A 23,147-nucleotide genomic window follows, 5' to 3' on the forward strand; every position below is an offset into this window, starting at 1 on the left:
GACGAGTCAGTAACGATAACCGCACCGCAACTCGTCAGGATGCCTATACGAGCGACAGCGCGGCCGTTGACCGTAACACTGCTCGTACAGGTTCGTATTCATTTCGGTGGTGTAGACGCGCCAGCTACACAATGCTGGAAACCAGGCTGCATCCACAGGTGGCATGGTGGCCCTGCCGTGCAACCGGCACGCCGTGGTCGGTGATCTTTTCGTCACCTTCGATGATGACATTCGGCTGCACGTCGGGATGCTGCGGACATGTCACACGGTCGCCCTTGCGGGCAACGCGCCGCCCGCGGCATCGCATCGTGTCTGAGGCGGTGACGACTTCGCCGCCGTGGTCGGTGGTGTCATTGAGCCGGATCAGATCGATCATGGATTAGCACTTTTACTGGTTTCAGCGGGCGTATCGGTGAACTCGACGCTTTTAAGAATTCGAAGTGCATAAGGAAGCATGTCACTTTTGGCATCGGCAAGTCGCCTTACGTCACCAAGCCCGCAGATAGCTTTTGTTTCATGAAACAGACAGTACGAGAAATGTCGTACGCGGCGATCTGGCTCTCCAACCGTCTCATCCTGAATCATGTAGAATCCGTGGCCGTTCTTTGAATCAAGTGAAAATATTTTTGTCACCTTTCTTAGCCGCGAAATTTCGTCAGCAGAAGCGCCAGGAAAGAATGGAACCCATTTATTCGTCACAGGCTCAAAATGCCCACCATAGTCTTCCGAAATTTCATTTACATTCTTAAATTTCGAATGGCATAAAAAATTAAAACCGAAAGATTTCTCCGAACCAAAGACGCGTATCGTTGCAGAATAACCACCGGACTCAAAATTATTTTCTTGGCTGGGCTTACTTATAGAACCATGCAACGCATCGGTAAGCAAGAAATTGCATGACTGGACCTGCACTCTTAGTGCGGAATGGTGCATATCCCGAGGTCGCGCCGTGCAAGGTGCAATTGCAACCGCCAAAAATGCGCAAATCGCAAATTTACGTATCATTTTAATCCCGTCTAGGTTGATAGCCTTCAGGAAAATCCCGCAGAGTGCCGTGCCCGTCAGGAAATAAGTATTCACTTGTTACCGCCAGAACCTGTCCAAATCCCACGCAACGCGCGACATATCCGTTGAAAGGATGATTTGGATGTCCGACGGCGGCAGGAAGATTCACGATCGCCGATGCATCCCGAAAGTTGCCGCTGTGGTAATAAATTTTTGTTACTGATATCGCACCATTTCCCGGATGTTGAGGATTCGGAGGAGGCGTTGCTGATACCGCTCTTCGTTCCAATCTGATACTTTGATCGGCATAACGTACCATACCCGTTTTGGACCAGTAGAAACCAGCACTGTCCGCAGGAGCTATCAAATCAAAATTTATATCGTGATCTCCGACTTGATTTCGATATTGAATCACTAGCGGAGTAGCTCCATTAACGCTGTCCGAGTTGTATTGTTGCGCTTGAGGACGATGCGAGTTCGCCAGTGAATGTGCCTGCAAAATTCGGTGCCGAGTTTCCGTGGAAATTTGACCTCCGATTCCTTTGAAGTCCCAATAACCTAAATAATTCTCCGGGTGCGTGAGCTGGAGAAATCCTCTTCCGTCCCACGGGAAGTACCACATTTGTGGGTTGTTTTCATGCAAAGCGCTGAGCCAAATTGTTTCCTGCATAGCGTTGCCAAAAAAAGACGAAACTCTTTCTGGAGAATTAATTGAATATTTCCGAAGCATTTTATTCAGTGACGGCCCATGCGCGCGGATTAAAGATTGTCGAGGGACCGTCCAATCGACATTCTCATAATAGACAGCATGATGAGGACCTTCACGCAAGACCTGTCGAGGGACAAACTGCTTGAACTCGGCTGCGCTAAACCATCCGCACGTCCTGAAATGCCGCACAAACGCCGTCGGCGGGAAATGCCACACCTCATTGGCATGCGGAAAATCCGGATCGCTGACATCCTCCCAGAACGCGAGATCGCGCGCATGATCGATTAGCTTCGTGAAAGCTTCGTCCGCTAACGGATTGGTCAATGCCTCATGTGGACTCTTAAGCCAGTTGTATCGCGCCTCCAGGCCGTCGCGACTCCACTCCGATGGAAACTTGCAAATCGCACGCGCCATGCGCTGCCGGATCGCATCTGTGCCCAGCACAGTCACGGCATCGGCATGGCTCACGTGTCCCGCATGATTGACGTCCAGCCAGCGTTTCACCGTGGGCGAATCGCACAGGCTGTCGGGCGTGGGGTCATCGTTAATGAAACTCCACCCGGCCCACTCAGGGAAATCAGCATCGCTATAGGCCCGCACGCCGGCTTTCGACAGGTTGATCCAGCCGTCACCGTCCGGTGTCTTCACTTTCCGCCAGTGATTGAAGCGCGCGCCGGCGGGAAGTTGGTCGTTGATGCAGCGCCCGAAACGGATCATCTCGAAGATGGCACTCGGCGATGGCACTGGCATACCCGCTGCCGGGCTCGCGAGACTGCTGTCGGTATAGCGGCCGTTCAGGGCGGTGGCCCGTTCGTACAAGTTATATTCGGCGTCCCTTTCCCCAGGCATTGCACCGTACACGGACCAGCTCAGGTCCGCATTCTGCCGGTAGGTTGTCAGCGTGCAGTCCTTCTCATAGTGCATGCGGATGACAAGGTCGCAACTGGACCCGGCCGCGACAAGAGGCGATTGCGGCTGCAATGTCGCGACAGGTGGCGCGCTGTCATCATCACGGAACGGATGCGGCTCACTGGCAAAGAGTTTCGCGCCGCGAGGAACGAAGAACCACATGTCGCCGTACACCGCGTCCCTGCGCGCCGGAGTATTGCCCAGCGGCGCCGGCGCACGGCCGATCATCTTTTTCAGGTTCGCCTCGCTGCAGATGATCTCGAAGTGAATCTGCGGGTACTGTCCGAATATCTGGCCGGGTGTGCCGACCACATCCTTGCGGTAGATCCGGTTGCCGGCTGCGAGCGTCGGCATTACCTGCTGCAGGTGCAGGTACACGGAGTAATAGGTGATTTTCGCGTTCTCGCCTTCACCGATCTCGGTGTCGTGGCGAATCACCACGCACCCGTCGTCTGTACGCACGTTGCGGTACTGGAGCGTTGGCTTGTGGGTCGTGTCGGTTTTGCGCACGTACACGATCCTGCCGTCCGCGATGGCTCGCACAGGAAGCGCATCGCCGCCTTCTGTTGGTGCTCTGAGGTGTGCGCCACCATGCCAGCCGAGGTTGAAGCTGACCGGATAGGCGCCGTTTCCCGGCGCGCATTCCAGCATGCTGGCCGTGCATACGTCACCGTCGGGCACGACCGTGTTGCCCGCATCCGCTGTGGGCATTGCATCGTTCCGCTGCGGATGGGCGGCTGAAAGAAAGGGGGGGCTGATAATCATGAGTCTGTCAGGAGGGGGAAGGTCACAGCGAATCAGAAATTTTGGAATCCTACTAAATGTCTCTACGACGCCCCCCTTTCCAGTGTTGGCTCGCCTTTGCATGTTTGAATCGACCCCGGCCTTTACCGCTTAGCAGCCACCAGCAGAAGGCAACATCAACCCAAACGCTCGCCCACAAAAAACGACCCGTGGACGCAGCCGCTCACCCATTCGCGCCCGAATCACTCTAGAACAGATCCGATCCCATCCGCACGCTGAAGCCACCCACCCCTGCAAATTCAGAAAATTCGCCACGACATCATCCGAAGATCTGACGCCACAGAAGACTGATCGCCATCAACCACCGCTACACGACGACCCACGACACATTGCGCACCACTCCAGCGCAAAGCGCCTAAACCCTCGCGACCGAAAAACAGCGCCCACCGCCGCCAAAATTTCAAACCTTACAAAGCGCAACTACAAGCCGCGCCCCGGCTGACAAGCGAAAACGGCTGACAGCAGCGCCCGCCGCGCCATGGAATGCCACTTGCATCCGCATATACCCACTGACAGTCGCACGGACCACCATGAGTGAACCTGACCCGATAGAATCCGATCTGCTCGATGCGCCGTCGCCGTCGCGAGACACCGCCGACGCGCCGCCCGCCGTCCCGAACGGCGAGGTGATGGACACCCGCTCGACCTGCGAATGGATTCTGAAGGCGCACCGCGCGAGCGTGTTGATCGACGCCGCCTCCTACTACGCGGTGTTGCGCGAGATGATTCCGCGCGCACGTCATTCGATTTTCATCCTGGGATGGGATATCGACAGCCGCATCGAACTCGTCCCCGGCGGCGTCGACGACGGCTTTCCGCCTAAACTCTCCGAGTTCCTGTGCGCCGTGCTCGACGCGAATCCGCAGTTGCGCATCTATCTGCTCGGCTGGGATTTCGCGATGCTGTACGCATTCGAGCGCGAGTGGCTGCCGTCCTACAAGCCCGCGTGGCACGCGCATCGACGCCTCTGGTTCCGGCTGGATGGGCGTCATCCGCTGGGTGCGTCGCATCATCAGAAAATCGTCGTGATCGACGACAGCCTCGCGTTCACCGGCGGCATCGACCTCACCGGTTCGCGTTGGGACACGCCCGAACATCGGCCCGACGACCCGCTGCGCAAAAATCTCGGCAAGACGAGTTACGAGCCGATGCACGACGCGCAACTGATGTTCGACGGCCCCGCTGCCGCCGCCATCGCGCATCTGGCCCGCGAACGCTGGCGCCGCTCGCGCCGCAGCAGCAAGGCCGGCCGGCCGTTCAACGGCAAGCCGCCGCCGCGAACCGATTTGTGGCCGTCGCGCATCGAACCCGATTTCGCCGATATCGACCTGGGCATTTCGCTCACCGAGCCTGCGTACGACGGCAGACCCGCGATCCAGCAGGTGAAGGCGTTGCATCTGGCTACCGTGGCCGCCGCGCGCCGCAATATTTATGTCGAGAATCAGTATTTCACGGCCAATTCGGTCGGCTCGGCGCTGCAAAAACGTATCGCTGAAGAGAACGGCCCCGACCTTGCGGTTGTCTGCCCTTACCGGCAAAGCGGCTGGCTCCAGGAAGCGACAATGGGCGTTCTGCGTGCGCGTCTGCACAAGCTGCTTGAGGCCGCGGACCGCAACGGCCGCTATGCCATGTATGCGCCGGCCGTTGATGCCCCGAACGGCCGGTTCATCAACGTGCACAGCAAGATCATGATCGCCGACGACCGTTTGCTCGTGATTGGCAGTGCCAATCTGAACAACCGGTCGATGGTGCTCGACTCCGAGTGCTGCATCGTGATCGACGCGCGCGACAATCCGCTCAGGCAAGCAGCGATTGCACGCATTCGCAACCGATTGCTCGCCGAACATCTCGATTCGAGCGAGGCAGACGTGGAGCAGGCGCTCGCGCGCCATGGACGTCTCAACGCGGCCATCGCGAGCCTGAAAGGACATTCGGCGCGCACGCTTGTACCGCTGGCGCCGGAGGTGCCGCCCGAGCTGCGCGACATCGCCGATCGGGTTCATGTTCTCGATCCCGAAGCGCCGATCGAGGCCAATGAACTGCTCGCGCAATTCCTGCCCGAGCCCACGCGTCGTCCCGTCATCGCGAAGCTGCTGGTGCTCGGCGCGCTCGCGCTCGGCGTCGTCGCGCTGACCATTGCCTGGCGCTTCACGCCGTTCGGTCATGAGTTGACCTTCGCCAAACTGACCGCCGACGCACAACGGCTCGCCGCAACGCATTTCGGTCCGATTGCCGTAGTCGCGATGTACGCAGTGGCCGCTCTGCTGTCGGTGCCGGTTACGTTGCTGATCGCCGTAACCGGGCTGGTGTTCGGCGCGATAGCCGGGGCCGCCTACGCGCTCGCCGGGACGCTGATCGCCGCGGCGGCGGGCTGGGCCGCAGGCGCCTGGCTCGGTCGCGACGCCGTGCGCGAACTGGCTGGCGAACGCCTGAATCAGCTCAGCGAACGGCTGCGCAGCAAAGGGCTGGTCGCAATGATCCTGCTGCGGCTCGTGCCGGTGGCGCCGTTTTCGATCGTGAATCTCGCGGCGGGCGCATCGCATATCCGCTTCTGGGACTTCATGGCGGGCACCGCGATCGGCATGGCGCCAGGCGTGGTGCTCGCGACGTCGTTCGCCCGTCAACTGGTGACAGCGCTCACGCATCCAACGCCGCTTTCCTTGCTGCTCGTCGCCGCGATCGGCGTCGCACTCGTCTCGATGTCGCTTGTCCTGCGGCGCGTGCTGATGAGGCGCCAATGACCGGCCGCGCGAACGATACAGTGACGCTCGACGAAGCGCAGCCGGCGCCGCGTGTGCGAACGATGCCGGCACATTCGAGCGATGCGGGCGAGCCGCTGCGCATCGCCACGTACAACATTCACGGGGCCGTGGGCACGGACGGCAAACGCTCGGCGGCCCGTATCGCGGAAGTGATCACGGCTTTGAAGGCCGATGTGGTCGCGTTGCAGGAAGTGCCGCTCGGCGGCGCGGCGAGCATCGACGTGCTCCGCGAACTGCAGGATCTGACCGGCATGCACGCGGTGCCGGGGCCGACGCTCGACGGTCCCGACCGGCGCTTCGGCAACGCGGTGCTGACGAATCTCCCGGTACGAGCCGTGCGCACGCTGGACCTGTCGTTCGGCAGCCGGGAAGCGCGCGGCGCGCTCGACGTCGACATAGAAACCGGCCATGGCGTGATGCGCATTGTCGCGACGCATCTGGGCCTCTCTGCGCGCGAACGCCGCGCGCAGGTGCGGCTGCTGCTGGAAGCGTTCGATACGCCCGATCTCCCCGTCATCCTGCTCGGCGATCTGAATGAATGGTTCGTTTGGGGATGGCCGCTGCGCGCGCTTCTCACGCGTTTCGGGCGGGTGGCCGCGCCGCGCACGTTTCCTTCGCGCTTTCCGACTTTTGCACTGGACCGTGTGTGGGTGCATCCGGCCGCGCGTCTCGTCGATATCGAGGTGGATCGGAGCAAGCCCGCGCGAATCGCGTCGGATCATCTGCCGCTCGTCGCGCGCGTGCTGCGCTGAGCCGGTCCCCCGTTCGCAACGGTTGCAGGCGAGGCCCGATGGAACGGCGCGTGCTGCGTCTGCGGTACGCATTGCACGCAAATGTCGTTCGTGCGCCGTTCGGAACGACCCCAGCCAAGGAGATGACCCCATGACCGACCACCAGGACACTTCTTCCTCTTCTTCGAACAACGACCCCGCCACGCCGCCCTCGCCGAACACGCCTTCGCAAGAGGGGTTGTCGGGGCCGGGGCCGGCTCAGCCACGAGCGGTGCCGACGCCCGCGCCGGGCACGCCGCGCACGCCGGGCGGCAATCGGCTCAACGCAATCGACGAAGCCGATGCCGACAAGGTCGTGCCAAAAAATCCAGAAGAGACGCAACTGCGCGACACGACCTCGTCGCCGGGCGCGGGCAGTCACAGCGTCGACGACGAAGGCTCGCCGCCCAAGCCGTTATAAGCACGCGGCCCTGCCTGGCGCGCCGACGCCCCGACGCCCCGACGCGTCAGGCTTCGATCTTCGATATGACGGCGGTTGCCGGATCGTACCGATAGCCCTTCTGTTCGAGGCGCTCGGCGAGCGTCGCGCTGATGAGCTTTTGCTGCGCGTCGCGCGACACCAGATCGTGGTCCGGCTTCAGCCGTTCAAGCTCGGACGACAGCCGTCGTAGAAGCGCGACTTCCGCCGCGCTGCGCGCGTCGAGGAAGGTCACCTTCTGATTCGTTGCGCTGAGCCGCTGCTTGAGTTCCTTGGCATGCGCGACCCACTGCTCGGCCAGCGTACGAAGTTCGCTGTACGCCTTCTCGTGGGCCTTCGCCTGAGTGGACATCTGACGGCGCAGCGACGCGATTTCGTCGGCCATCACCGCTTCCTTCGATTCGGAGACCGGCGACGGGCTATCCGGCGACGGGCTATCCGGCGACAGGGGCTGTTGCTGGGCCTGTTCCAGTCGTTGCGCATGTGCTGTTTCGAGTTCGGCAAGCTGGCGCTCGAGGTCTGCGGCGCGCTGTTCGGCCGCCTCTGCGCGGCTCGCCGCCGACGATGCCTGCTCCGCCAGCCGGCTAGTCTCCGCCGTCGCGGTCGCATTGGCTTCGTTCAGGGCGACGAGCTGTTCACGGGCAGCATCGAGTTCCTGCTGCACACGTTCGACCTCGGCACGCTGGGCGGCTGCTTCGTCGCCGTGAGCCGAGTTCGCCTCGCGGTGTGCCGCCAGTTCGGCGCGGGCCTGATCCAGTTCGGTCTGCAACGCGGCAAGCTGCGCGAGGCTTTCGCTTGCCTGTAACGCGGCGTCCTGCGCACGCGACGACGCCGCGCTGGATTCGTCCGCCCATTTCTGCACTTCGCGTGCGTGTGTCTGACCGGCTTCACCGAGCGTGGCCGCCTCGTGGCGCGCGGCATCGCGCTCTTCAATAAGACGCGCGATCTCCTCGTCCTTGGCGACAGTGGCGTTACTCAACGCTTCGCGCGCCTGACGTTCTTCGTTCAGGGATGTTTCGACGGCTTGCAGCCTGGCTTGGGCTGCCGACGCGCGTTCTTCCGCCTCTGCAATGCGTGCTTGCGCCGCCGAAGCGTGTTCCTCGGCGCTTTCTTCAGCGTGGGCAATGCGCGCTTGCGCTGTCGACGCACTCTCTTCGGCTTCTGCGGCTCGCGCCGCCGCACCGGCTGCACGCTCCTCTGCCTCTGCAATGCGCGCCTCTGCTGCCGAGGCGCGTTCCTCGGCCTGCGCGATGCCCGCTTGCGCCGCTAATGCCCGTTCGTCAGCCTCTGCCACGCGCGCTTGCGCGGTCGTTGCGCGCTCTTCGGCTTGCGCGACACGCGTCTCTGCCGTCGCTGCCAGCTCGTCTGCCTGTGCAACACGCGCCTCTGCTGCCGCTGCACGTTCTTCCACTTCCCTGATGCGCCGTTCGGCGTCCGCTGCCCGCTCTTCGGCCTGGGCGACCTGCGCCTCTGCATTCGAAGACCGCTCCTCGGCCTCTACAACCCGCACCTCCGCAGTCGAAGCCCGCTCCTCAGCCTGTGCAACCCGCGCCTCCGCAGTCGAAGCCCGTTCCTCGGCCTGTGCCACACGCGCCTCCGCGGTCGAAGCCCGCTCCTCGGCCTCCATGACACGCGCCTCCGCAGCCGCCGCACGCTGCTCGGCCTCCGCGATGCGCGCCTCGGCCGCCGCTTCGCGCTCCTCGGTCTGGGCCACGCGCGCTTCCGCCTCCGCGGTGCGGTCCTCGAGTTCGGCGACGCGTTCCTCGGCAGCTTTCGCCCGGTCCCTCAACCCCGACAGTTCGGTCGCGAGGCGATTCACCGCGTCTTCCGAAATGCTCAGCGCGTTCGTGAGCGTCGCGACGCGCTCGCGCGCCAACTCGGCTTCGGCCAGCGTGTTCTGATATTCGACTAGCGCCTCGTCACGCTCCGCGGCAATCGCACGGGCGTGCTCACTTGCCACGGCAAGACGCTGATTGACGACGCGCTCGGCTTCCTCGCGGGCGCTCGCCCACACATTGCCTGCGGCGTTCAGCATGGTTTGGGCAACGTCTTCGGGCAAGCCGGCCGCGACAGGCGCAGCCTCCGGTGCGGGTTGCCGCGCCGCGCGCCAGCGCTCCAGAGCCGCGGACACGGCGACGATCGAGCCGCTGCGCACCTCTGTCCAGACCGCCAGCGCCGAAACTTTCTTGCCTTCGCCAACCATGCGGTCTGCAATGTGAGCCACCCGTTCATCGGTGACGGTGTCTGTTTCCATGGACATGAACGCCTCGAAATTCAAAGTAAGCAGGCGGAGATCAGGCTTTCCGCGCCGTCGGTAGTGGGCGGTATTTTACCGGGCAATTCCGGCAGGCCCCGAATGCGGCGCCGCCGTGTTGCGTTCGCGCTTCATCGTCAGTTGCCGCTATAAACGACTTTCCAAACGACGTTACCGACATCGTCGGCAACATACAACGCGCCGGCCTTGTCGACGGCCACACCGACCGGCCGCCCCAACGCATGCCCGTCCGCGCTCAGGAAGCCGCTCAGAAAAGTCTCCGGCATCCCTGCTGGCCGCCCGTCGGCGAACGGCACGAAAATGACCTTATAGCCGCTATGCTGCTTGCGATTCCATGACCCATGCTGGCCGACAAATGCGCCGCCCCAGTAGTGCCGGGGAAAACTTTTACCGGTATAGAACGCCAGTCCGAGCGACGCGGTGTGGTTGCCAAGCGCATAGTCCGGCGTGAGCGCGCTCGCCACCTTGTCGGGGCGCTGCTCCTTCACGCGCGTATCGACATGTTGCCCATAGTAGCTATAGGGAAATCCGTAGAAGCCGCCGTCTTTCACCGCGGTCATGTAGTCGGGCACGAGGTCGTCGCCCAGTTCGTCGCGCTCGTTGACCGCGGCCCACAGGGCGCCGCTATCGGGTTGCCAGTCCATTCCGTTCGGATTGCGAAGGCCTGACGCGAATACGCGCGACTGCCCGCTCGCAAGCGTCAGTTCCAGGATGAGCGCTCGGCCCTCTTCGGCCTGAATGCCGTTCTCCGCGACGTTGCTATTCGAGCCGACCGTGACATACAGGCGCTGTCCGTCGCGGCTCGCCACGACATTCTTGGTCCAGTGATGATTGATCGGCCCCGCCGGCAGGTCCGCGACCTTCTCGGGCGCCGCAGTGATCTGCGTGTCGCCGGCGTGGTACGGAAAGCGCAGCAGCGCGTCGGTATCGGCGACGTAAAGGTAGTCGCCGACGAGCGCCATGCCGAACGGCGAGTGAAGCCCCGAGAGAAACACGCTGCGGCTTTGTGCGCTGTCGCCCTCGCCGTGCAGCAGTACGATCCGATCGGGGCTCGGCACGCCCGCGCCCGCGCGCTTCATCACCTGCTTCATCACCTGTTTGCGGATCCAGCCGACAATGCCCTGATCCTCGTCGTGCTGAGCCGGTGCATTGCTCTCGGCGACCAGCAGATCGCCGTTCGGCAGCGGATACACCCAGCGCGGATGGTCGAGCCCGCTCGCGAACGCCGTCACCTTGAAGCCTTGCGGCGCAACGGGCACGCTTTGGCTGTCGCGCGCCTGAACGGGCGCGATGTTCACTGTCGGGAACAGCGACGTTTGCGGTGTGGGCAGTGGCGGATGCGGGCCCAGCCCGGTGTCGCCGATATCGACCGCACCGGACGCACAGGCCGCGAGACTTAAAGTGAGAGTCAGCGAGAGACCCAGTGCGAGCATCCCCGCAGACCGGCCCAGGCGCGCTTTGCTACATCCGGCGTCGTGATTATTCATTGCATTCGCCTTGCATGTTGCGGACTCCGTAACTGTGTCTAGATCTCGCTGCGCCTCAACAGATAATCGAGCCCGCCGACCCGATACCATCGGTAGCCATACGGTTCGAGTACGACCGCGTGACGGCCGTCGTCCTGCTCTTCGCTGTGCTCGTCGGAGAGAAGGTTGATGAGCCGGTTCTGGCCCGGCTCGTTGCAGCCGGAGCGGAATTTCACCGTGCAGGCTTCTGCGCCGAAGTTGTGCAGGCACAGAACCGAGTTGTTGCGCCAGTCGAAACGAAGCGCAAGTACGTCGCTTCGCGACGTGCGCAGCACGTCGAAGTCGCCCCAACTGATTTCGGGCACTTCGCGGCGCATGCGGATCATGCGTTCCATCCAGTTCAGAAACGAGTTCGGATCGCGCCGCTGGCTCGCCACATTCACACGTTCAAAGCCGTAAGCGCCGCCGGTTATCACGCGGCAAGGCGGCTTCGCATGCTTGGTGAAGCCGCCTTCCGGTTCCGTCGACCATTGCATTGGCGTGCGCGCGCACTCGCGCTCGGGTAGCCGCAAGTCGTCGCCCATCCCGATCTCGTCGCCGTAACGGAAAACGGGCGTGCCGGGCAAGGTCAGCATCAGGCTGTAGGCGAGCTCGAGCCGCCGCCTGTCGCCCGCGAGCATCGGCGCGAGCCTGCGGCGGATGCCGCGCTCGTACAGTTGCATGTCGGGCTCGGGCGCGAACGCCGCGAACACGGCTTCGCGTTGTTCGGGCGTGAGACGGCCGAGATCGAGCTCGTCGTGATTGCGCAGGAACACGCCCCACTGCGCGGTCGCCGGGCGTGGTCTGGTCGCCGTGAGCGCCTTTTTCAACGGTGCAGTGTCGCCGGTCGCAAGCGCGTAGAACGTGTTCTGATTGAGCTGGAAGTTGAACATCATCTGCAGGCGTTCGCCTTCGTCGCCGAAATACTCAAGATCGGTATCCGGCAGCACGTTGGCTTCCGCGAGGATGATCGCATCGCCCTGACGCCATTGCAGGAACTCGCGAAACTCACGCAACATGTCGTATTGCTCGACGGGCTCGCGCACCTTCGGGCCTTTCGTGGCGATGACGAAAGGCACGGCGTCCATGCGGAATCCCGACACGCCGAGCTGAATCCAGAAGCCCATGATCTTCAGCAATTCGGCTCGCACATACGGATTCGCGGTGTTCAGGTCAGGCTGGAATTCGTAGAAGCGATGGAAATACCAGCGCTTCGCCTGCTTGTCGAAAGTCCACGTCGATTTCTGCACGCCGGGAAACACTACGCCGTCTTTCGCATTCGGCGGCTGCTTGTCGGACCAGACATACCAGTCGCGATACTGCGAATCGGGATCGCTGCGTGCTTCCCGGAACCAGGGGTGCTGATCGGACGTGTGATTGACCACGAGGTCGATCATCACGCGCAAGCCGCGCTCGCGGCACGCATGCGTGAACTCGGAAAAGTCGCCAAGCGTGCCGTACTTCGGATCGACGTTGTAATAGTCGGAGATGTCGTAGCCATTGTCGCGGCCCGGCGAAGGCTGGAAAGGCATCAGCCAGATCGTCGTGACTCCAAGCCCTTGCAGGTAGTCGAGCCGGCGCAGAAGGCCCTGGAAATCGCCGACGCCGTCGCCGTTCGCGTCCATGAACGTGCCCACCGAAAGGCAATAGACGATGGCGTTCTTGTACCAGAGATCGTTGAGCATGCGGTCTTTGAGTGGCACCAAAACAATCGATCGTTGAGGGGGAATTGCAATGTCGGAACTGGCATGGTGGCAACGCGGGGTGATCTATCAGGTCTATCCGCGCTCGTTTCAGGACAGCAACGGCGACGGCATCGGCGATCTCGCCGGCATCACTTCGCGTCTTCCGTATCTTGCCGGGCTGGGCGTCGACGCAGTCTGGCTTTCGCCGATCTACCCGTCGCCCATGGCCGACTTCGGTTACGACGTCGCCGACTACTGCGATATCGACCCGATGTTCGGCACCCTCGGCGACTTCAAGCAATTCGCGGACCGGGCTCACGAACTGGGCCTGAAGGTGCTGCTCGACTTCGTGCCGAACCATTCGTCGGACCGGCACCCATGGTTCGAGGAAAGCCGCTCGTCACGCGAGAACCCCAAGCGCGACTGGTATTTGTGGCGCGATCCCGCGCCCGATGGCGGCCCGCCGAACAACTGGCTAAGCCGCATGGGCGGCTCCGCGTGGGAGTGGGACGAGCGCACCGGCCAGTACTACTACCACGCGTTTCTGCGCGAGCAGCCGGATCTGAACTGGCGCAACCCGCAGGTGCGCCGGGCCATGAACGACGTGTTGCGGTTCTGGCTCGATCGCGGCGTGGACGGTTTTCGCGTCGACGTGCTGTGGCTGCTGATCAAGGACGCGCAGTTTCGCGACAACCCGCCAAATCCCGCGTATGAGCCGGGCCAGCCGGAGCATCATCGGCAATTGCAGACCTACACCGAAGACCAGCCCGAAGTGCATGAGATCGTACGTTCCATGCGTGCGACGCTCGACGAGTACGGAGAGCGCGTATTGATCGGCGAAATCTATCTGCCCGTTCCACAACTGGTCAGGTATTACGGCGCAAACGGCGATGGCGCGGACATGCCGTTCAACTTCCAGTTGCTGAATGCGGCGTGGAATGCGGGCGAAATCGCACGCATGATCCGCGATTACGACAGCGCATTGCCCGTACATGCCTGGCCCAACTGGGTGCTGGGCAACCACGACAATCCGCGCGTGGCGTCGCGCGTAGGAGCGGCGCAGGCACGCGTGGCGGCCGTACTGCTGCTGACGCTACGAGGCACGCCGACGCTCTACTACGGCGATGAAATTGGCATGACAGACGGCGAGATTCCGCCCGATCAGGTGCAGGACCCGGCCGAAATCCGGCAGCCCGGTATCGGCCAGGGACGCGATCCGGAGCGCACGCCGATGCAATGGGATGCCGTGCTGCCGGGTGCCGGTTTTACAAACGGCAGGTCATGGTTACCGATCTTAACAGACACCAGCGTGCGCGCGCAGGACGGCGACCCATCGAGCATGCTGTCGCTCTATCGCCGGTTACTCGAGTTGCGGCGCAGCAATGCGGCGCTCGTGCGGGGCGCGATTGAAAACGTCGCCGCTTCGGGCGATGTGCTCACTTTTGAGCGTCACTATCGCGGTCAGCGGTTATTTATCGCGCTGAATATGGGTGCAGCGGATGCGGTAATGCAGCCGCGTCCAGGTGTGGTGCTGTTATCGACGCTCGCTGGCCGCGAGGGGCAGGCACTCCCTGAAAGCGGCTATCGTCTGGCCGGTTCGGAGGCGATCATTGCCGCTATCTGAGCTTCTCGTTGACTCGCCCGCGCGCACCCTCTTTCGCTGCAGGCCGAAGGGTCGTTAGGGCTTCATCCATCTCCGCTCTAATGCCCTGCACCGCCCGCCATGCGCTTTGACTCAGGGTAAATACCGCTTAGTCCCGGCGCCATACGCTCCGTTAATTCACTCATGGCAGCGACGCCGGTCTTCAGAGCATGAGCGCTTGACGGGCTTGCGAACACACGTTGCCGGCGTTGTCATTCACGGGCCTTCTCGGTGAAAACGAATCTGTCGGAAGCCATTGTCGAGCGGATCAATAGCGGTGTTTTTTCGGTAGACCGCGAGTTGCGTATCCTGACATGGAATCGCTTCATGCAATCGCACAGCGGACGTTCAGCGCAGTCCGTGGTCGGCGAAAACCTGCTCGACACTTTCCCGGAATTGCCGCGGCAGTGGCTTCAAAGAAAAATCGAGGGCGTGTTCGTATTAGGCACGCCCGCTTATTCGTCGTGGGAGCATAGGCCGTATCTGTTCCGCTTCGAGCACTCGCGCCCGATCACCGGCACGATCGACGCAATGCGCCAGAACTGCAGCTTCATTCCAATCGAGGATGAGCACGGCGAAGTGGTCGCGGTCGGCGTCGCGATTGTCGATACGACCGACGTCTGCATCGCGTACGGCGAGCTTCAGGATCGCGAGAAAGCGGTCACCAGCGCACTCGCCGAATTGACCGAGCGCAACGAACAGCTCACCTCGCTCAACGAGGAACTGGAGCACGCGCACCAGCAATTGCTGCAATCGGAAAAACTCGCCGCGATTGGTCAACTCGCGGCGGGTGTCGCGCATGAGATCAACAATCCGGTCGGCTTCGTGCTGTCGAATCTGAACACGCTCGACGGTTATGTGAAGACGCTGATCCGCTATGCAGCGGATATCGAGCGCATGGTAAGCGAGACTGCGCCCGCACTGAAGAACGACATGTGCGCGCTCGCGGAACAGGCGGACCTCGACTATTTGCTCGGCGATGCGCCGACGCTCGTACAGGAGTCGAGAGAAGGACTCGCACGCGTGCGCACGATAGTGGTCGATCTGCGCGACTTCTCGCGCATCGACAGCACGCACGTGTGGGAACGCGCCGACATTCACCGCTGCATCGAATCGACGCTCAACATCGTCCATAACGAAGTGAAGTACTGCGCGCATCTCGTCCGCGACTATGCGCAGATTCCGCTCGTGCACTGCATCCCCTCGCAGATCAGCCAGGTGGTGCTCAATCTCGTGGTGAACGCCGCGCAGGCATACGGCAGCAATCACGAGCAGCACGGCGCGCCGCTCGGCACGATCACGGTACGCACCGGCGTCGATCCAGCCGATGCGTCACGCGTGTGGTTCGAAGTCGCCGACGCGGGATGCGGAATTCCGCCTGAACACCTGAAACGAATCTTCGACCCGTTCTTTACGACGAAGCCCGTTGGTCAGGGGACCGGCCTCGGTTTATCGGTGACCTATGGAATCGTCAACGCGCATCGCGGCACGATTTCGGTGGCCAGCACCGTGGGCCGGGGCACGACGTTTCGCGTGACGCTGCCGGTCGATGGCGCCGTGCGCGAAGAAGCCGCCAATCCCGATGTGCTTGCGCAAGCCGGTCCGGTGAAGCAAATCGCGCCGACAGCGCAGTTACCGGCAGCCACGTGAGGTGATTCCATGCCATTGCCCGTCCTCGTAGTCGACGATTCGACGCTCGCCCGCAAGCTATTGATCCGCTCGCTGCCCGAGGGCTGGGACATCGAAATTACTCAGGCATCCGATGGAGCGGCCGCCCTCGACCTTTATCGCGCGGGCAAGGCCGCGGTGATGTTTCTCGATCTGACCATGCCGGTAATGAACGGCTTCCAGGTGCTCGAAGCGATCCAGCACGAGGGACTCGACACATTCGTGATCGTCGTGTCGGCGGACGTGCAGTCCGGCGCTGTCGAGCGCGCAAAGGCGCTCGGCGCGATCGGCTTTGTTGCCAAGCCGGTATCGCCCGAGGCGATCCGGCCGATTCTCGCGGAGTACGGTCTCCATGAATGAACAGACTCTGAACGAAGACCAGCGCTACGCGTTGCAGGAAATCTGCAACGTCGGCATGGGCAAGGCCGCCGCTGCGCTGGCACAACTGCTCGGCGCGTTCGTTACGCTTGCGGTGCCTGATATCCGGCTCGTCGGCGTCGACCAGTTGCGCGTCTTGCTGAGCCCACAGGGCGACGGCGAATTGCCGCCCGTGCGCCAGGCGTTCCAGTCCGACATATCCGGCGAAGCGATCGTGCTCGTCGGCAAAGACGGTCAGCGCGAACTGCGGCAACTGATGGGACATGACGCCGGCGATCCCGACACCCAGGTTGAAGTGTTGTGCGACATCACGAACCTGCTGGTCGGCGCATGTGTGCGAAGCGTCTTCGAGCAGCTGGGGTGGCATATCTGCTTCTCGCAACCCACGTTGTTGCCGCCTTCCGGGAACAAACAAGGCGGACTGGTACCTGGCGGCCGGTGGCAGATGGCGCTGTTGCTGGAGATTCACTTCGCGATGGAGGAAGGCGGCTTCGGCGCGCGCATGGTGCTGCTGCTGCCGGATGCGGCCATTCGCGGAATGATGGAAGCGCTCGACCACTTTCTCGAAGCGCTGTAGTTCGGGCTAATGATGCAATGCGCGCTGCGACGCGAAAATAATCGATGAGGATGACCATGTCTGACCTACAGGCAACCGGCAATTGGACGATCCCCGCCGACCCGTGCATTCAAGCTCTCAAGGCCGATACCTCGCCCGTGCCCACGCTGTTGCTGGTGGACGACGAGCCCGGCGTGATTTCGTCACTCAAACGCTTGCTGCGGCCACTCAAATACGAGGTGCTCAGCGCCAGCAGCGGCGCGGAAGCGCTTACCCTGCTCGAATCCGCGCAGGTCGACGTGATCATCTCCGACATGCGCATGCCGAACATGGACGGCGCCGAATTCCTGTCGCGCTCGCGAGCCGTTGCGCCAGATACGATCCGCATCCTGCTTACCGGCTATTCAGAAGTCGAGGCGGTCGTGCGCGCTGTCAACGAAGGTCATGTCTATCACTATCTGCACAAGCCCTGGGACGATCAGGACCTGCTGCTCACGGTTCAGCGCGCGCTGGAACAACTCGCTTTGCAACGCAAGGCCGAGCGGCTAACGCTGCTGTTGCAGGAGCAGAACGACAAGCTGTCGTCGTTCAACATGGAACTCGAACGCGAGGTTCACGCGCGCACTGAAGAGATCCGTCAGACCGTGATGTTTCTCGAAGGTGCCGAGCACGATCTGAAAAGCAACTTCCTGACGATGGTGAAGGTGTGCGCGAACATGGTCGAAATGCGCTGCGGCCTGCCCGGCCATTCGGCACGGATCGGAGAGACAGCAAGGCAGATCGGCGCCGCACTCGGCCTGAGCGACTACGCATGCAACGAACTGCTCATGGCGGGGTTGCTGCACGGCATCGGCAAGCTATTTCTGCCCGACGCGTTGCTGAAAACGCCGATCGCGAAGCTGCAACCGCAGGAAGCGAAGCTGTACCAGCTTCATCCGCTGCATGGCCAGATGGCGCTCACGCCTGTTTCGCAATTGAGCGCGGTGCAAACCATGATCCGCCACCAGTACGAGCGTTACGATGGACGCGGTACGCCCGATGGCCTCGTCGGCGGATTGATCCCGTTGGGCGCGCGCGTGCTTGCTTTGGCGCGCGACGCCGAAGACTTGCGCATCGGCGTCATCGCGCCGCAAAAGATGAGCGACGCGCAGATCATTTCCACAGTGCGCGCGCAGACGGGTATTCGCTACGACCCCGCGATTGCGGAGAAGTACATCGAGTTGCTGATGCAGCATGCCGAATTGACGCCCGAAGGCGTTCCCGACCGCGTGGATGCCTCGAATCTGAAAGAAGGGATGAAACTCGCCGACGATTTGCGCACGTCGCGCGGCACGCTGCTGATGACAAAAGGCAAAGTACTTTCCGCCGACCAGGTCGCGCAAATCCGGCGCTTTGAAATACACGAGGGTGAGCCTTTCGTGATTCTCGTCGAACGCGCGACGGATGCACGCAAGGCGCAAGCCGCGTGAACTTTCGCCCCGTCGCGCGGTGCAGCGAATATCACCTCATTCGTCGCGACTTCCGCGGCACAGCGCGGCGGCGGAAAAGCCCGCAGCGAGCGCGGCGTACACGTAAAACATCGAGCGTTTCGACAGATGCGCCTCGAATCCGGGCGTGAGCCGGCTCGGCACCGCGTGGTAGTCGACGGCATAGGCAATGGCCGCCGTGGTCGCAGCAGTAGCGGCGACTTCCACGACGCGAGGTTTGCGATTGACGTGGCATTGCCAGCGATCGAGCAGTCCTTCGAACAGCACGCCCCAGAAGATTGCCGACGCCTGATGAATCGTCAGGCCCGTAAGCGTGAATCTTGCACTCAAGCCGGTTTCAGTGAACGCGCGGCGCGGCCACAAGCAATGAGTGACCGCGTTCAGCGGCGCGTACGGCGTGCTGCCGTCGTTGGTGGCGCGTGCGGCTGCCGTGATGGCGGCGGCGCTGCCCGCCGCGGTGCCCGACACCGTCGCGCGGCATACGAGGTTGGCAAGGCGGTTCATCAGCTTTCTCCCGATCCGTGCGCGGAGTCTTCAAGGCCGCGACCGGCGCTGCTTCGATCGACGAGGTAGCAGCCGCGCTCGACCCCGTCGCGCAGTGCCTCGGCTTGTGTCGTCCATTCCGGCGTAACCGGTTCGACATCGGGTAATGCAAACGGCTTTCCGTCGACGGACGCGCCGATTTGCGCGACCCATGCGCCGCGATCGTTCTGCTTCGCACTGACGACGATCTGCACGCCGCGATGCGTCACACGCAGGGTGCCGTCGCTTTGCGTCTCGATGTCCGTGCTGCGGGAACCGGTGCCATCCATGCGTGCCTCCGAGTGTGTTTGCCAGATCTGTTCAAGCTACACGGTATCGCCAAATGTGCTGCTCAGTATGTCTATGCAGCAACGCATGTGCCGCGCGATGGCACGACCGTTGCTCGCCCGTATTCGGCAGACTCAAGTCCAGACCCAAGACCCTTCGAGTATTTGACGTGAAAAGCACCACAGGCGAGGTTCACATAGGCATTTCCGGCTGGCGCTATAAAGGATGGCGCGGCACCTTCTATCCCGAAGGGCTGAAACAGGCCACCGAATTGCAGTACGCGTCGGGACTGATGCAGACGATCGAGATCAATGGCACGCACTACAGCCTGCAATCGCTCGACAGTTGGCAGCACTGGTACGACGAAACTCCGCCGGGTTTTGTTTTCAGCGTGAAAGGCGCGCGTTATCTGACTCATCTTTTGCGGTTTCGCGACGAAACGGCAACCGTCGCGTGCGCGAATTTTTTCGCGCAAGGACTGCTCGCGCTGAAAGACAAGCTCGGGCCGATACTGTGGCAATTTCCGCCCTCGTTGCGTTTCGATCCGCAGCACATGGAACGTTTCCTGACGCTGCTGCCTCGCGACACGGAAGCGGCGCTGTCGCTCGCGCAGCAGCACGATCAGCGTGTCAAGACGCCGTACCTGGAAATCGACCGCAAGCGCAAACTGCGTCATGCGGTGGAAGTGCGTCATGAGAGCTTCGTCGACCCTGCGTTCATCAAGCTGCTTCGCCGTCATAAGGTCGCGCTCGTCGTGTCGGATTCGACCGAAGCATGGCCGCAGTTCGAAGACCTGAGCGCCGGTTTCGTCTATATCCGGCTGCATGGCACCGAAACCAAATATTCGGGCGAATACTCGGATGCATCGCTTGAACGGTGGGCGCGGAGAATCGAGTCGTGGAGCCGCGGCACTCAGCCCGCCGATGCCCGCCTCGCCGCACCGGATCTGCAGCCGCCACGCGCGGCAACGCGCGACGTGTATTGCTACTTCGACAACGACGCGAAGACGAATGCGCCCTTCGACGCGCAACGGTTGATGGAGCGCCTGGGCCTGCACGCACACCAGGGCGACGGAATGAAGGCCGCGTGACGGGCGGCGGCGTCAGAGCGACATGGCGCGGCCAGACCCTGCGGCGCGCGTTTACCTGTGCCGTTGCGAGAGTTTCCTCGCGTCCTGTAGCGCGGCGACAATCGCCGCATAGGCGCGGTGTCGCGTCTCGGGATCGGGCGCACGCAGTGCAAACGACGGGTGATACGTTGCGATCACCAAACGGCCGCCATGTTCGATCACTTTGCCGATCGCATCCTGCAAGCGCGATTTGGGATCTTCGAGCACGGCCCTCAACGCGGTCGCGCCTAGCGCGACAATCACGTGAGCGCCCACGCTCTCCAGTTCCCGATCGAGCCAGTAACGGCATGCATCCACTTCGCGTTGCGCCGGCGTTTTGTGCATGCGGCGCTTGCCGCGCGGCGTCCACTTGAAATGCTTGACCGCATTAGTGACATAGACTTCTTTCCTGCCGACGCGGGCCTCAACGAGCGCGTCGTCGAGTAATGCTCCGGCGGGTCCGACGAAGGGCAAGCCTTGCAGATCTTCCTTATCGCCGGGCTGTTCGCCGACCATCATGATCGGCGCGCGGCGCGGGCCGGCGCCGGGCACGCCTTGCGTGGCGTTGGCCCAAAGCGGACAGCGGCGGCATTCGTCGAGCGTCGCCGGCTGCTGGTCGGGATCGACTTTGGGCTGCGCCGATGTTTCGTCCTCCGCTGCCGGCGTGCGTCGGGTTGTTCGCTTGGTCGTGACCATGGTTCAATCCATCGCGCTGTTGTGCTGCTGACACCGTGGCGAAGCAAACCGCATTCCGGTCGTAGTGGAGCACTGCGGGAGCACTGCGGGAGCACTGCGCCGAGGGCAGGCGCGCAATGTGCTTGGAGTTAGTCCCGCTGATCGCATGGCGGCGGTAGCGTTTCTGCATACCCGCCCGCCGTGTCAGGCGATGCCAGCGGCTCATCGGCGCGCACGGTAAATTCTGCAACGCAGACGACCGGCGCCATCGGCCGAAAATTACAAGGAGAAATGATGACTCTGCTTATCTACCTCGTCGGATGGATCATTTTCATTGGCGGCGTCGCGTGGGGCTTGACGGCGCTGCATGTCGCGCAGCACGTGATCGCGATCGTGGCCGTGATTCTTCTCGGTATCGCCGTGATCACCGGCGCGACGCGAGCGCGGAATCGGGATCGGTCGTAGCGTTTTGAGCCGGCCCGCTCGCGCGGGCCGCGAGTGCGCGGGCGACCCGGCGCGCTCGAATCGCCAGCCATCCCCAGTGCGAGTTGACGATCTGCGTGGTCCATGCCGTCGACGCTTCGCCGCGCGCCCAATAGGCCTTGAAGCGCTCCGCGCCGACGCCGAAGTCAAGATCGAAGCCGTTGTTGAACGCCCACTTCACGCATTCTTCGACCGCGATCAGACCGGGACAGCATTTGCCATAGTAGGGATCGTAGCCGGCAAAAATCGCGCTTGCCCAAGAATTGCCGAGACTCACGATAATGCCCGCCACCGGTACCTCGTTCAGCGTGACGACGATCAGGCGCGCCATCGAAGGCACGTCGGGCGAATAAATCAGCTTGCCCAGAAAGCGCTCGAATTCCGGCGAGTCGAGCCACACGCTGCGTTTGCCGACGCGGTCGCTCCAGCTGCGCTTGCAGTTGAACATCCATTCGATGATCGACGCGGTCTCGCCCTCGTCGGCCGGATCGACGACGCGCACGGCCACGGTGCCTTCTTTCGAAAGACGCTTGACGAAGCCGCCCGGCCGTTTGCCGAATAGCGTGCCAAGCGACCGGCAATACTCGTCCCACGTGCCCTGCCCGCGCAATCGCGCAGCGGACGCCTGGTGAGGCTCGCAGAACAACACCCGGCGTTCGCGCGACACGAGCTTGTGAAGATCGAGCGTCTCGCGAACATACGGCATATGAATGAAGTCCGCGCCACAGCGGCGGCGCGCCATGTTCCATGCGCATTCGATCAACGCCGGGGCCGATGCGTCGTCCGTAACCAGCACGCTCGTGTAGTCGCCGCCTTCGGGTCCGAGCGGCACGAGGTACGTCCATAACGCACGCTTGACTGTTTCGAGCGGCCAGATCATGACGAGCTGCCCGTCTTCGCGGCAGACGATGCATTTGAGCATGCGTCCGTGCGGCTTCGACACATGCTGCCATGCGAGCCAGCAGTAACTGAACGATTGATAGTAGTAGCCTTGCGCACGCGTCCACAGCGCGTCCCATTCTGGCTGTAGCGTGCGGAATTGCACTTCGTCGGTGATGATGTCGTAGCGCCGCGTACGATGCGTGGTCTCGTTCATGCGGTCTCACAGAGTGCCCGATACGGTTGGCGCTTTTGCACCCGTGTTGCTGAGCGCTGTACGGAGCGGGCGCAAGCGGCCATCCGGGCTCAAGCAGGTATGGCGGTTATGGCGGGTATCGCGCTGGTATTGCGAGCATGCACCGCACGCCTCGCAGCGTGTGTGCGGGGCCGCACGCTGCGTGGGTCGTGAGTGCGCCGCGAGCATGGGGACTACGCGAACCATCAGGACGAGTACGGACCATACGGGCCATGCAGCAGGAATGCGACCGATCCATTTCTCTCCCGCTGCTAAGAATCGGCCAAATGCTTCGTTGCTCGCAGCGCGTGTCATGCCGTACCGTTGACGGATTGCGCATTGCGCGCCTCACTACGGAGAATC

20 protein-coding genes are annotated in these 23,147 nt (G+C 62.3%); 10 read left to right on the plus strand and 10 right to left on the minus strand.

The window, feature by feature from the left end:
• Positions 1 to 124 precede the first annotated feature (124 nt).
• From J2W46_RS00675 to J2W46_RS00685, 3 genes are read right to left on the minus strand one after another with little or no spacing between them, the layout of a single operon-like run.
• Positions 125 to 376, minus strand: a complete 252-nt coding sequence (locus J2W46_RS00675) for a PAAR domain-containing protein (protein ID WP_204521465.1) — start codon at positions 374 to 376, stop codon at positions 125 to 127.
• A complete protein-coding gene (locus tag J2W46_RS00680; protein ID WP_204521466.1) occupies positions 373 to 1,080 on the minus strand; it encodes a hypothetical protein in 708 nt (235 codons plus the stop codon). The genes J2W46_RS00675 and J2W46_RS00680 overlap by 4 nt, the downstream gene beginning before the upstream one ends.
• The gene (locus tag J2W46_RS00685; RefSeq protein ID WP_310350475.1) at positions 1,007 to 3,388 is read right to left on the minus strand and encodes a M23 family metallopeptidase; all 2,382 of its coding nucleotides are present in this window, start codon (positions 3,386 to 3,388) and stop codon (positions 1,007 to 1,009) included. The genes J2W46_RS00680 and J2W46_RS00685 overlap by 74 nt, the downstream gene beginning before the upstream one ends.
• Positions 3,389 to 3,957: 569 nt before the next feature.
• On the opposite strand from J2W46_RS00685, the gene J2W46_RS00690 reads away from it, so the two are divergent.
• The 3 genes from J2W46_RS00690 to J2W46_RS00700 all read left to right on the plus strand — a co-directional run bounded on the left by J2W46_RS00690 (position 3,958) and on the right by J2W46_RS00700 (position 7,380).
• The gene (locus J2W46_RS00690) at positions 3,958 to 6,168 is read left to right on the plus strand and encodes a VTT domain-containing protein (RefSeq protein ID WP_310350477.1); all 2,211 of its coding nucleotides are present in this window, start codon (positions 3,958 to 3,960) and stop codon (positions 6,166 to 6,168) included.
• Positions 6,165 to 6,941, plus strand: coding sequence for an endonuclease/exonuclease/phosphatase family protein (locus tag J2W46_RS00695; RefSeq protein ID WP_310350481.1), 777 nt, complete (start codon positions 6,165 to 6,167; stop codon positions 6,939 to 6,941). Before J2W46_RS00690 ends, J2W46_RS00695 begins: the two co-directional genes overlap by 4 nt.
• A 130-nt stretch (positions 6,942 to 7,071) precedes the next feature.
• Positions 7,072 to 7,380, plus strand: coding sequence for a hypothetical protein (locus tag J2W46_RS00700; protein WP_310350483.1), 309 nt, complete (start codon positions 7,072 to 7,074; stop codon positions 7,378 to 7,380).
• A 46-nt stretch (positions 7,381 to 7,426) separates the two neighbouring features.
• Here the strand turns inward: J2W46_RS00700 and J2W46_RS00705 are convergent, their stop codons facing one another.
• The 3 genes from J2W46_RS00705 to J2W46_RS00715 all read right to left on the minus strand — a co-directional run bounded on the left by J2W46_RS00705 (position 7,427) and on the right by J2W46_RS00715 (position 12,863).
• A complete protein-coding gene (locus J2W46_RS00705; RefSeq protein WP_310350487.1) occupies positions 7,427 to 9,658 on the minus strand; it encodes a DNA-binding protein in 2,232 nt (743 codons plus the stop codon).
• Between the two features lie 131 nt (positions 9,659 to 9,789).
• Positions 9,790 to 11,160, minus strand: a complete 1,371-nt coding sequence (locus tag J2W46_RS00710; protein WP_374726793.1) for a PQQ-dependent sugar dehydrogenase — start codon at positions 11,158 to 11,160, stop codon at positions 9,790 to 9,792.
• Between the two features lie 38 nt (positions 11,161 to 11,198).
• Complete coding sequence (locus J2W46_RS00715) at positions 11,199 to 12,863, minus strand: alpha-amylase family protein (protein ID WP_020067808.1); 1,665 nt, start codon at positions 12,861 to 12,863, stop codon at positions 11,199 to 11,201.
• Between the two features lie 49 nt (positions 12,864 to 12,912).
• Between J2W46_RS00715 and J2W46_RS00720 the strand changes: the two genes are divergently transcribed.
• The 5 genes from J2W46_RS00720 (at position 12,913) to J2W46_RS00740 (ending at position 18,576) form a co-directional block, all read left to right on the plus strand.
• Positions 12,913 to 14,487: an alpha-amylase family glycosyl hydrolase gene (locus J2W46_RS00720; RefSeq protein ID WP_310350489.1), complete on the plus strand. Its 1,575-nt coding sequence runs from the start codon at positions 12,913 to 12,915 to the stop codon at positions 14,485 to 14,487.
• A gap of 249 nt (positions 14,488 to 14,736) precedes the next feature.
• Positions 14,737 to 16,155, plus strand: a complete 1,419-nt coding sequence (locus J2W46_RS00725) for an ATP-binding protein (RefSeq protein ID WP_310350492.1) — start codon at positions 14,737 to 14,739, stop codon at positions 16,153 to 16,155.
• A gap of 9 nt (positions 16,156 to 16,164) precedes the next feature.
• Entirely contained in the window at positions 16,165 to 16,533 is a 369-nt protein-coding gene (locus tag J2W46_RS00730) for a response regulator (protein ID WP_020067811.1), read from the plus strand.
• On the plus strand, positions 16,526 to 17,128 hold the full coding sequence (locus tag J2W46_RS00735; protein ID WP_310350495.1) for a chemotaxis protein CheC: 603 nt from the start codon (positions 16,526 to 16,528) through the stop codon (positions 17,126 to 17,128). Before J2W46_RS00730 ends, J2W46_RS00735 begins: the two co-directional genes overlap by 8 nt.
• 56 nt (positions 17,129 to 17,184) lie before the next feature.
• On the plus strand, positions 17,185 to 18,576 hold the full coding sequence (locus tag J2W46_RS00740; protein WP_310350498.1) for an HD domain-containing phosphohydrolase: 1,392 nt from the start codon (positions 17,185 to 17,187) through the stop codon (positions 18,574 to 18,576).
• Between the two features lie 36 nt (positions 18,577 to 18,612).
• Here J2W46_RS00740 and J2W46_RS00745 read toward each other — a convergent pair whose 3' ends face one another.
• Both J2W46_RS00745 and J2W46_RS00750 read right to left on the minus strand, forming a co-directional pair.
• Entirely contained in the window at positions 18,613 to 19,098 is a 486-nt protein-coding gene (locus J2W46_RS00745; protein WP_310350500.1) for a hypothetical protein, read from the minus strand.
• A complete protein-coding gene (locus J2W46_RS00750) occupies positions 19,098 to 19,406 on the minus strand; it encodes a DUF6566 family protein (protein WP_088173672.1) in 309 nt (102 codons plus the stop codon). The genes J2W46_RS00745 and J2W46_RS00750 overlap by 1 nt, the downstream gene beginning before the upstream one ends.
• 167 nt (positions 19,407 to 19,573) lie before the next feature.
• Between J2W46_RS00750 and J2W46_RS00755 the strand changes: the two genes are divergently transcribed.
• Positions 19,574 to 20,494: a DUF72 domain-containing protein gene (locus tag J2W46_RS00755; protein WP_310350503.1), complete on the plus strand. Its 921-nt coding sequence runs from the start codon at positions 19,574 to 19,576 to the stop codon at positions 20,492 to 20,494.
• A 51-nt stretch (positions 20,495 to 20,545) separates the two neighbouring features.
• On the opposite strand, the gene J2W46_RS00760 is transcribed toward J2W46_RS00755, so the two are convergent.
• Complete coding sequence (locus J2W46_RS00760) at positions 20,546 to 21,208, minus strand: UdgX family uracil-DNA binding protein (protein WP_310350506.1); 663 nt, start codon at positions 21,206 to 21,208, stop codon at positions 20,546 to 20,548.
• A gap of 273 nt (positions 21,209 to 21,481) precedes the next feature.
• Here J2W46_RS00760 and J2W46_RS00765 point away from each other — a divergent pair, with 273 nt between their 5' ends.
• Positions 21,482 to 21,652 carry a hypothetical protein gene (locus tag J2W46_RS00765; protein ID WP_020067818.1) on the plus strand — a complete coding sequence of 57 codons (171 nt, stop codon included), beginning with the start codon at positions 21,482 to 21,484 and terminating at the stop codon, positions 21,650 to 21,652.
• Here the strand turns inward: J2W46_RS00765 and J2W46_RS00770 are convergent.
• Positions 21,612 to 22,766 carry a GNAT family N-acetyltransferase gene (locus J2W46_RS00770; RefSeq protein ID WP_310350507.1) on the minus strand — a complete coding sequence of 385 codons (1,155 nt, stop codon included), beginning with the start codon at positions 22,764 to 22,766 and terminating at the stop codon, positions 21,612 to 21,614. The two genes, J2W46_RS00765 and J2W46_RS00770, sit on opposite strands and share 41 nt — an antisense overlap.
• Positions 22,767 to 23,147 lie beyond the last annotated feature (381 nt).

Source organism: Paraburkholderia strydomiana (assembly GCF_031456815.1).
GTDB classification, from domain to species: domain Bacteria; phylum Pseudomonadota; class Gammaproteobacteria; order Burkholderiales; family Burkholderiaceae; genus Paraburkholderia; species Paraburkholderia caledonica.

What these genes read in the sequence shown, in the direction of transcription:
- J2W46_RS00735 (WP_310350495.1), top strand. Translation starts at nt 16,526, where the DNA reads ATGAATGAACAGACTCTGAACGAAGACCAGCGCTACGCGTTGCAGGAA.
- J2W46_RS00720 (WP_310350489.1), top strand. Translation starts at nt 12,913, where the DNA reads ATGTCGGAACTGGCATGGTGGCAACGCGGGGTGATCTATCAGGTCTAT.
- J2W46_RS00770 (WP_310350507.1), bottom strand. Translation starts at nt 22,766, where the DNA reads ATGAACGAGACCACGCATCGTACGCGGCGCTACGACATCATCACCGAC.
- J2W46_RS00700 (WP_310350483.1), top strand. Translation starts at nt 7,072, where the DNA reads ATGACCGACCACCAGGACACTTCTTCCTCTTCTTCGAACAACGACCCC.
- J2W46_RS00760 (WP_310350506.1), bottom strand. Translation starts at nt 21,208, where the DNA reads ATGGTCACGACCAAGCGAACAACCCGACGCACGCCGGCAGCGGAGGAC.
- J2W46_RS00740 (WP_310350498.1), top strand. Translation starts at nt 17,185, where the DNA reads ATGTCTGACCTACAGGCAACCGGCAATTGGACGATCCCCGCCGACCCG.
- J2W46_RS00750 (WP_088173672.1), bottom strand. Translation starts at nt 19,406, where the DNA reads ATGGATGGCACCGGTTCCCGCAGCACGGACATCGAGACGCAAAGCGAC.
- J2W46_RS00685 (WP_310350475.1), bottom strand. Translation starts at nt 3,388, where the DNA reads ATGATTATCAGCCCCCCCTTTCTTTCAGCCGCCCATCCGCAGCGGAAC.
- J2W46_RS00765 (WP_020067818.1), top strand. Translation starts at nt 21,482, where the DNA reads ATGACTCTGCTTATCTACCTCGTCGGATGGATCATTTTCATTGGCGGC.
- J2W46_RS00715 (WP_020067808.1), bottom strand. Translation starts at nt 12,863, where the DNA reads ATGCTCAACGATCTCTGGTACAAGAACGCCATCGTCTATTGCCTTTCG.
- J2W46_RS00690 (WP_310350477.1), top strand. Translation starts at nt 3,958, where the DNA reads ATGAGTGAACCTGACCCGATAGAATCCGATCTGCTCGATGCGCCGTCG.
- J2W46_RS00695 (WP_310350481.1), top strand. Translation starts at nt 6,165, where the DNA reads ATGACCGGCCGCGCGAACGATACAGTGACGCTCGACGAAGCGCAGCCG.
- J2W46_RS00730 (WP_020067811.1), top strand. Translation starts at nt 16,165, where the DNA reads ATGCCATTGCCCGTCCTCGTAGTCGACGATTCGACGCTCGCCCGCAAG.
- J2W46_RS00745 (WP_310350500.1), bottom strand. Translation starts at nt 19,098, where the DNA reads ATGAACCGCCTTGCCAACCTCGTATGCCGCGCGACGGTGTCGGGCACC.
- J2W46_RS00710 (WP_374726793.1), bottom strand. Translation starts at nt 11,160, where the DNA reads ATGAATAATCACGACGCCGGATGTAGCAAAGCGCGCCTGGGCCGGTCT.
- J2W46_RS00705 (WP_310350487.1), bottom strand. Translation starts at nt 9,658, where the DNA reads ATGTCCATGGAAACAGACACCGTCACCGATGAACGGGTGGCTCACATT.
- J2W46_RS00675 (WP_204521465.1), bottom strand. Translation starts at nt 376, where the DNA reads ATGATCGATCTGATCCGGCTCAATGACACCACCGACCACGGCGGCGAA.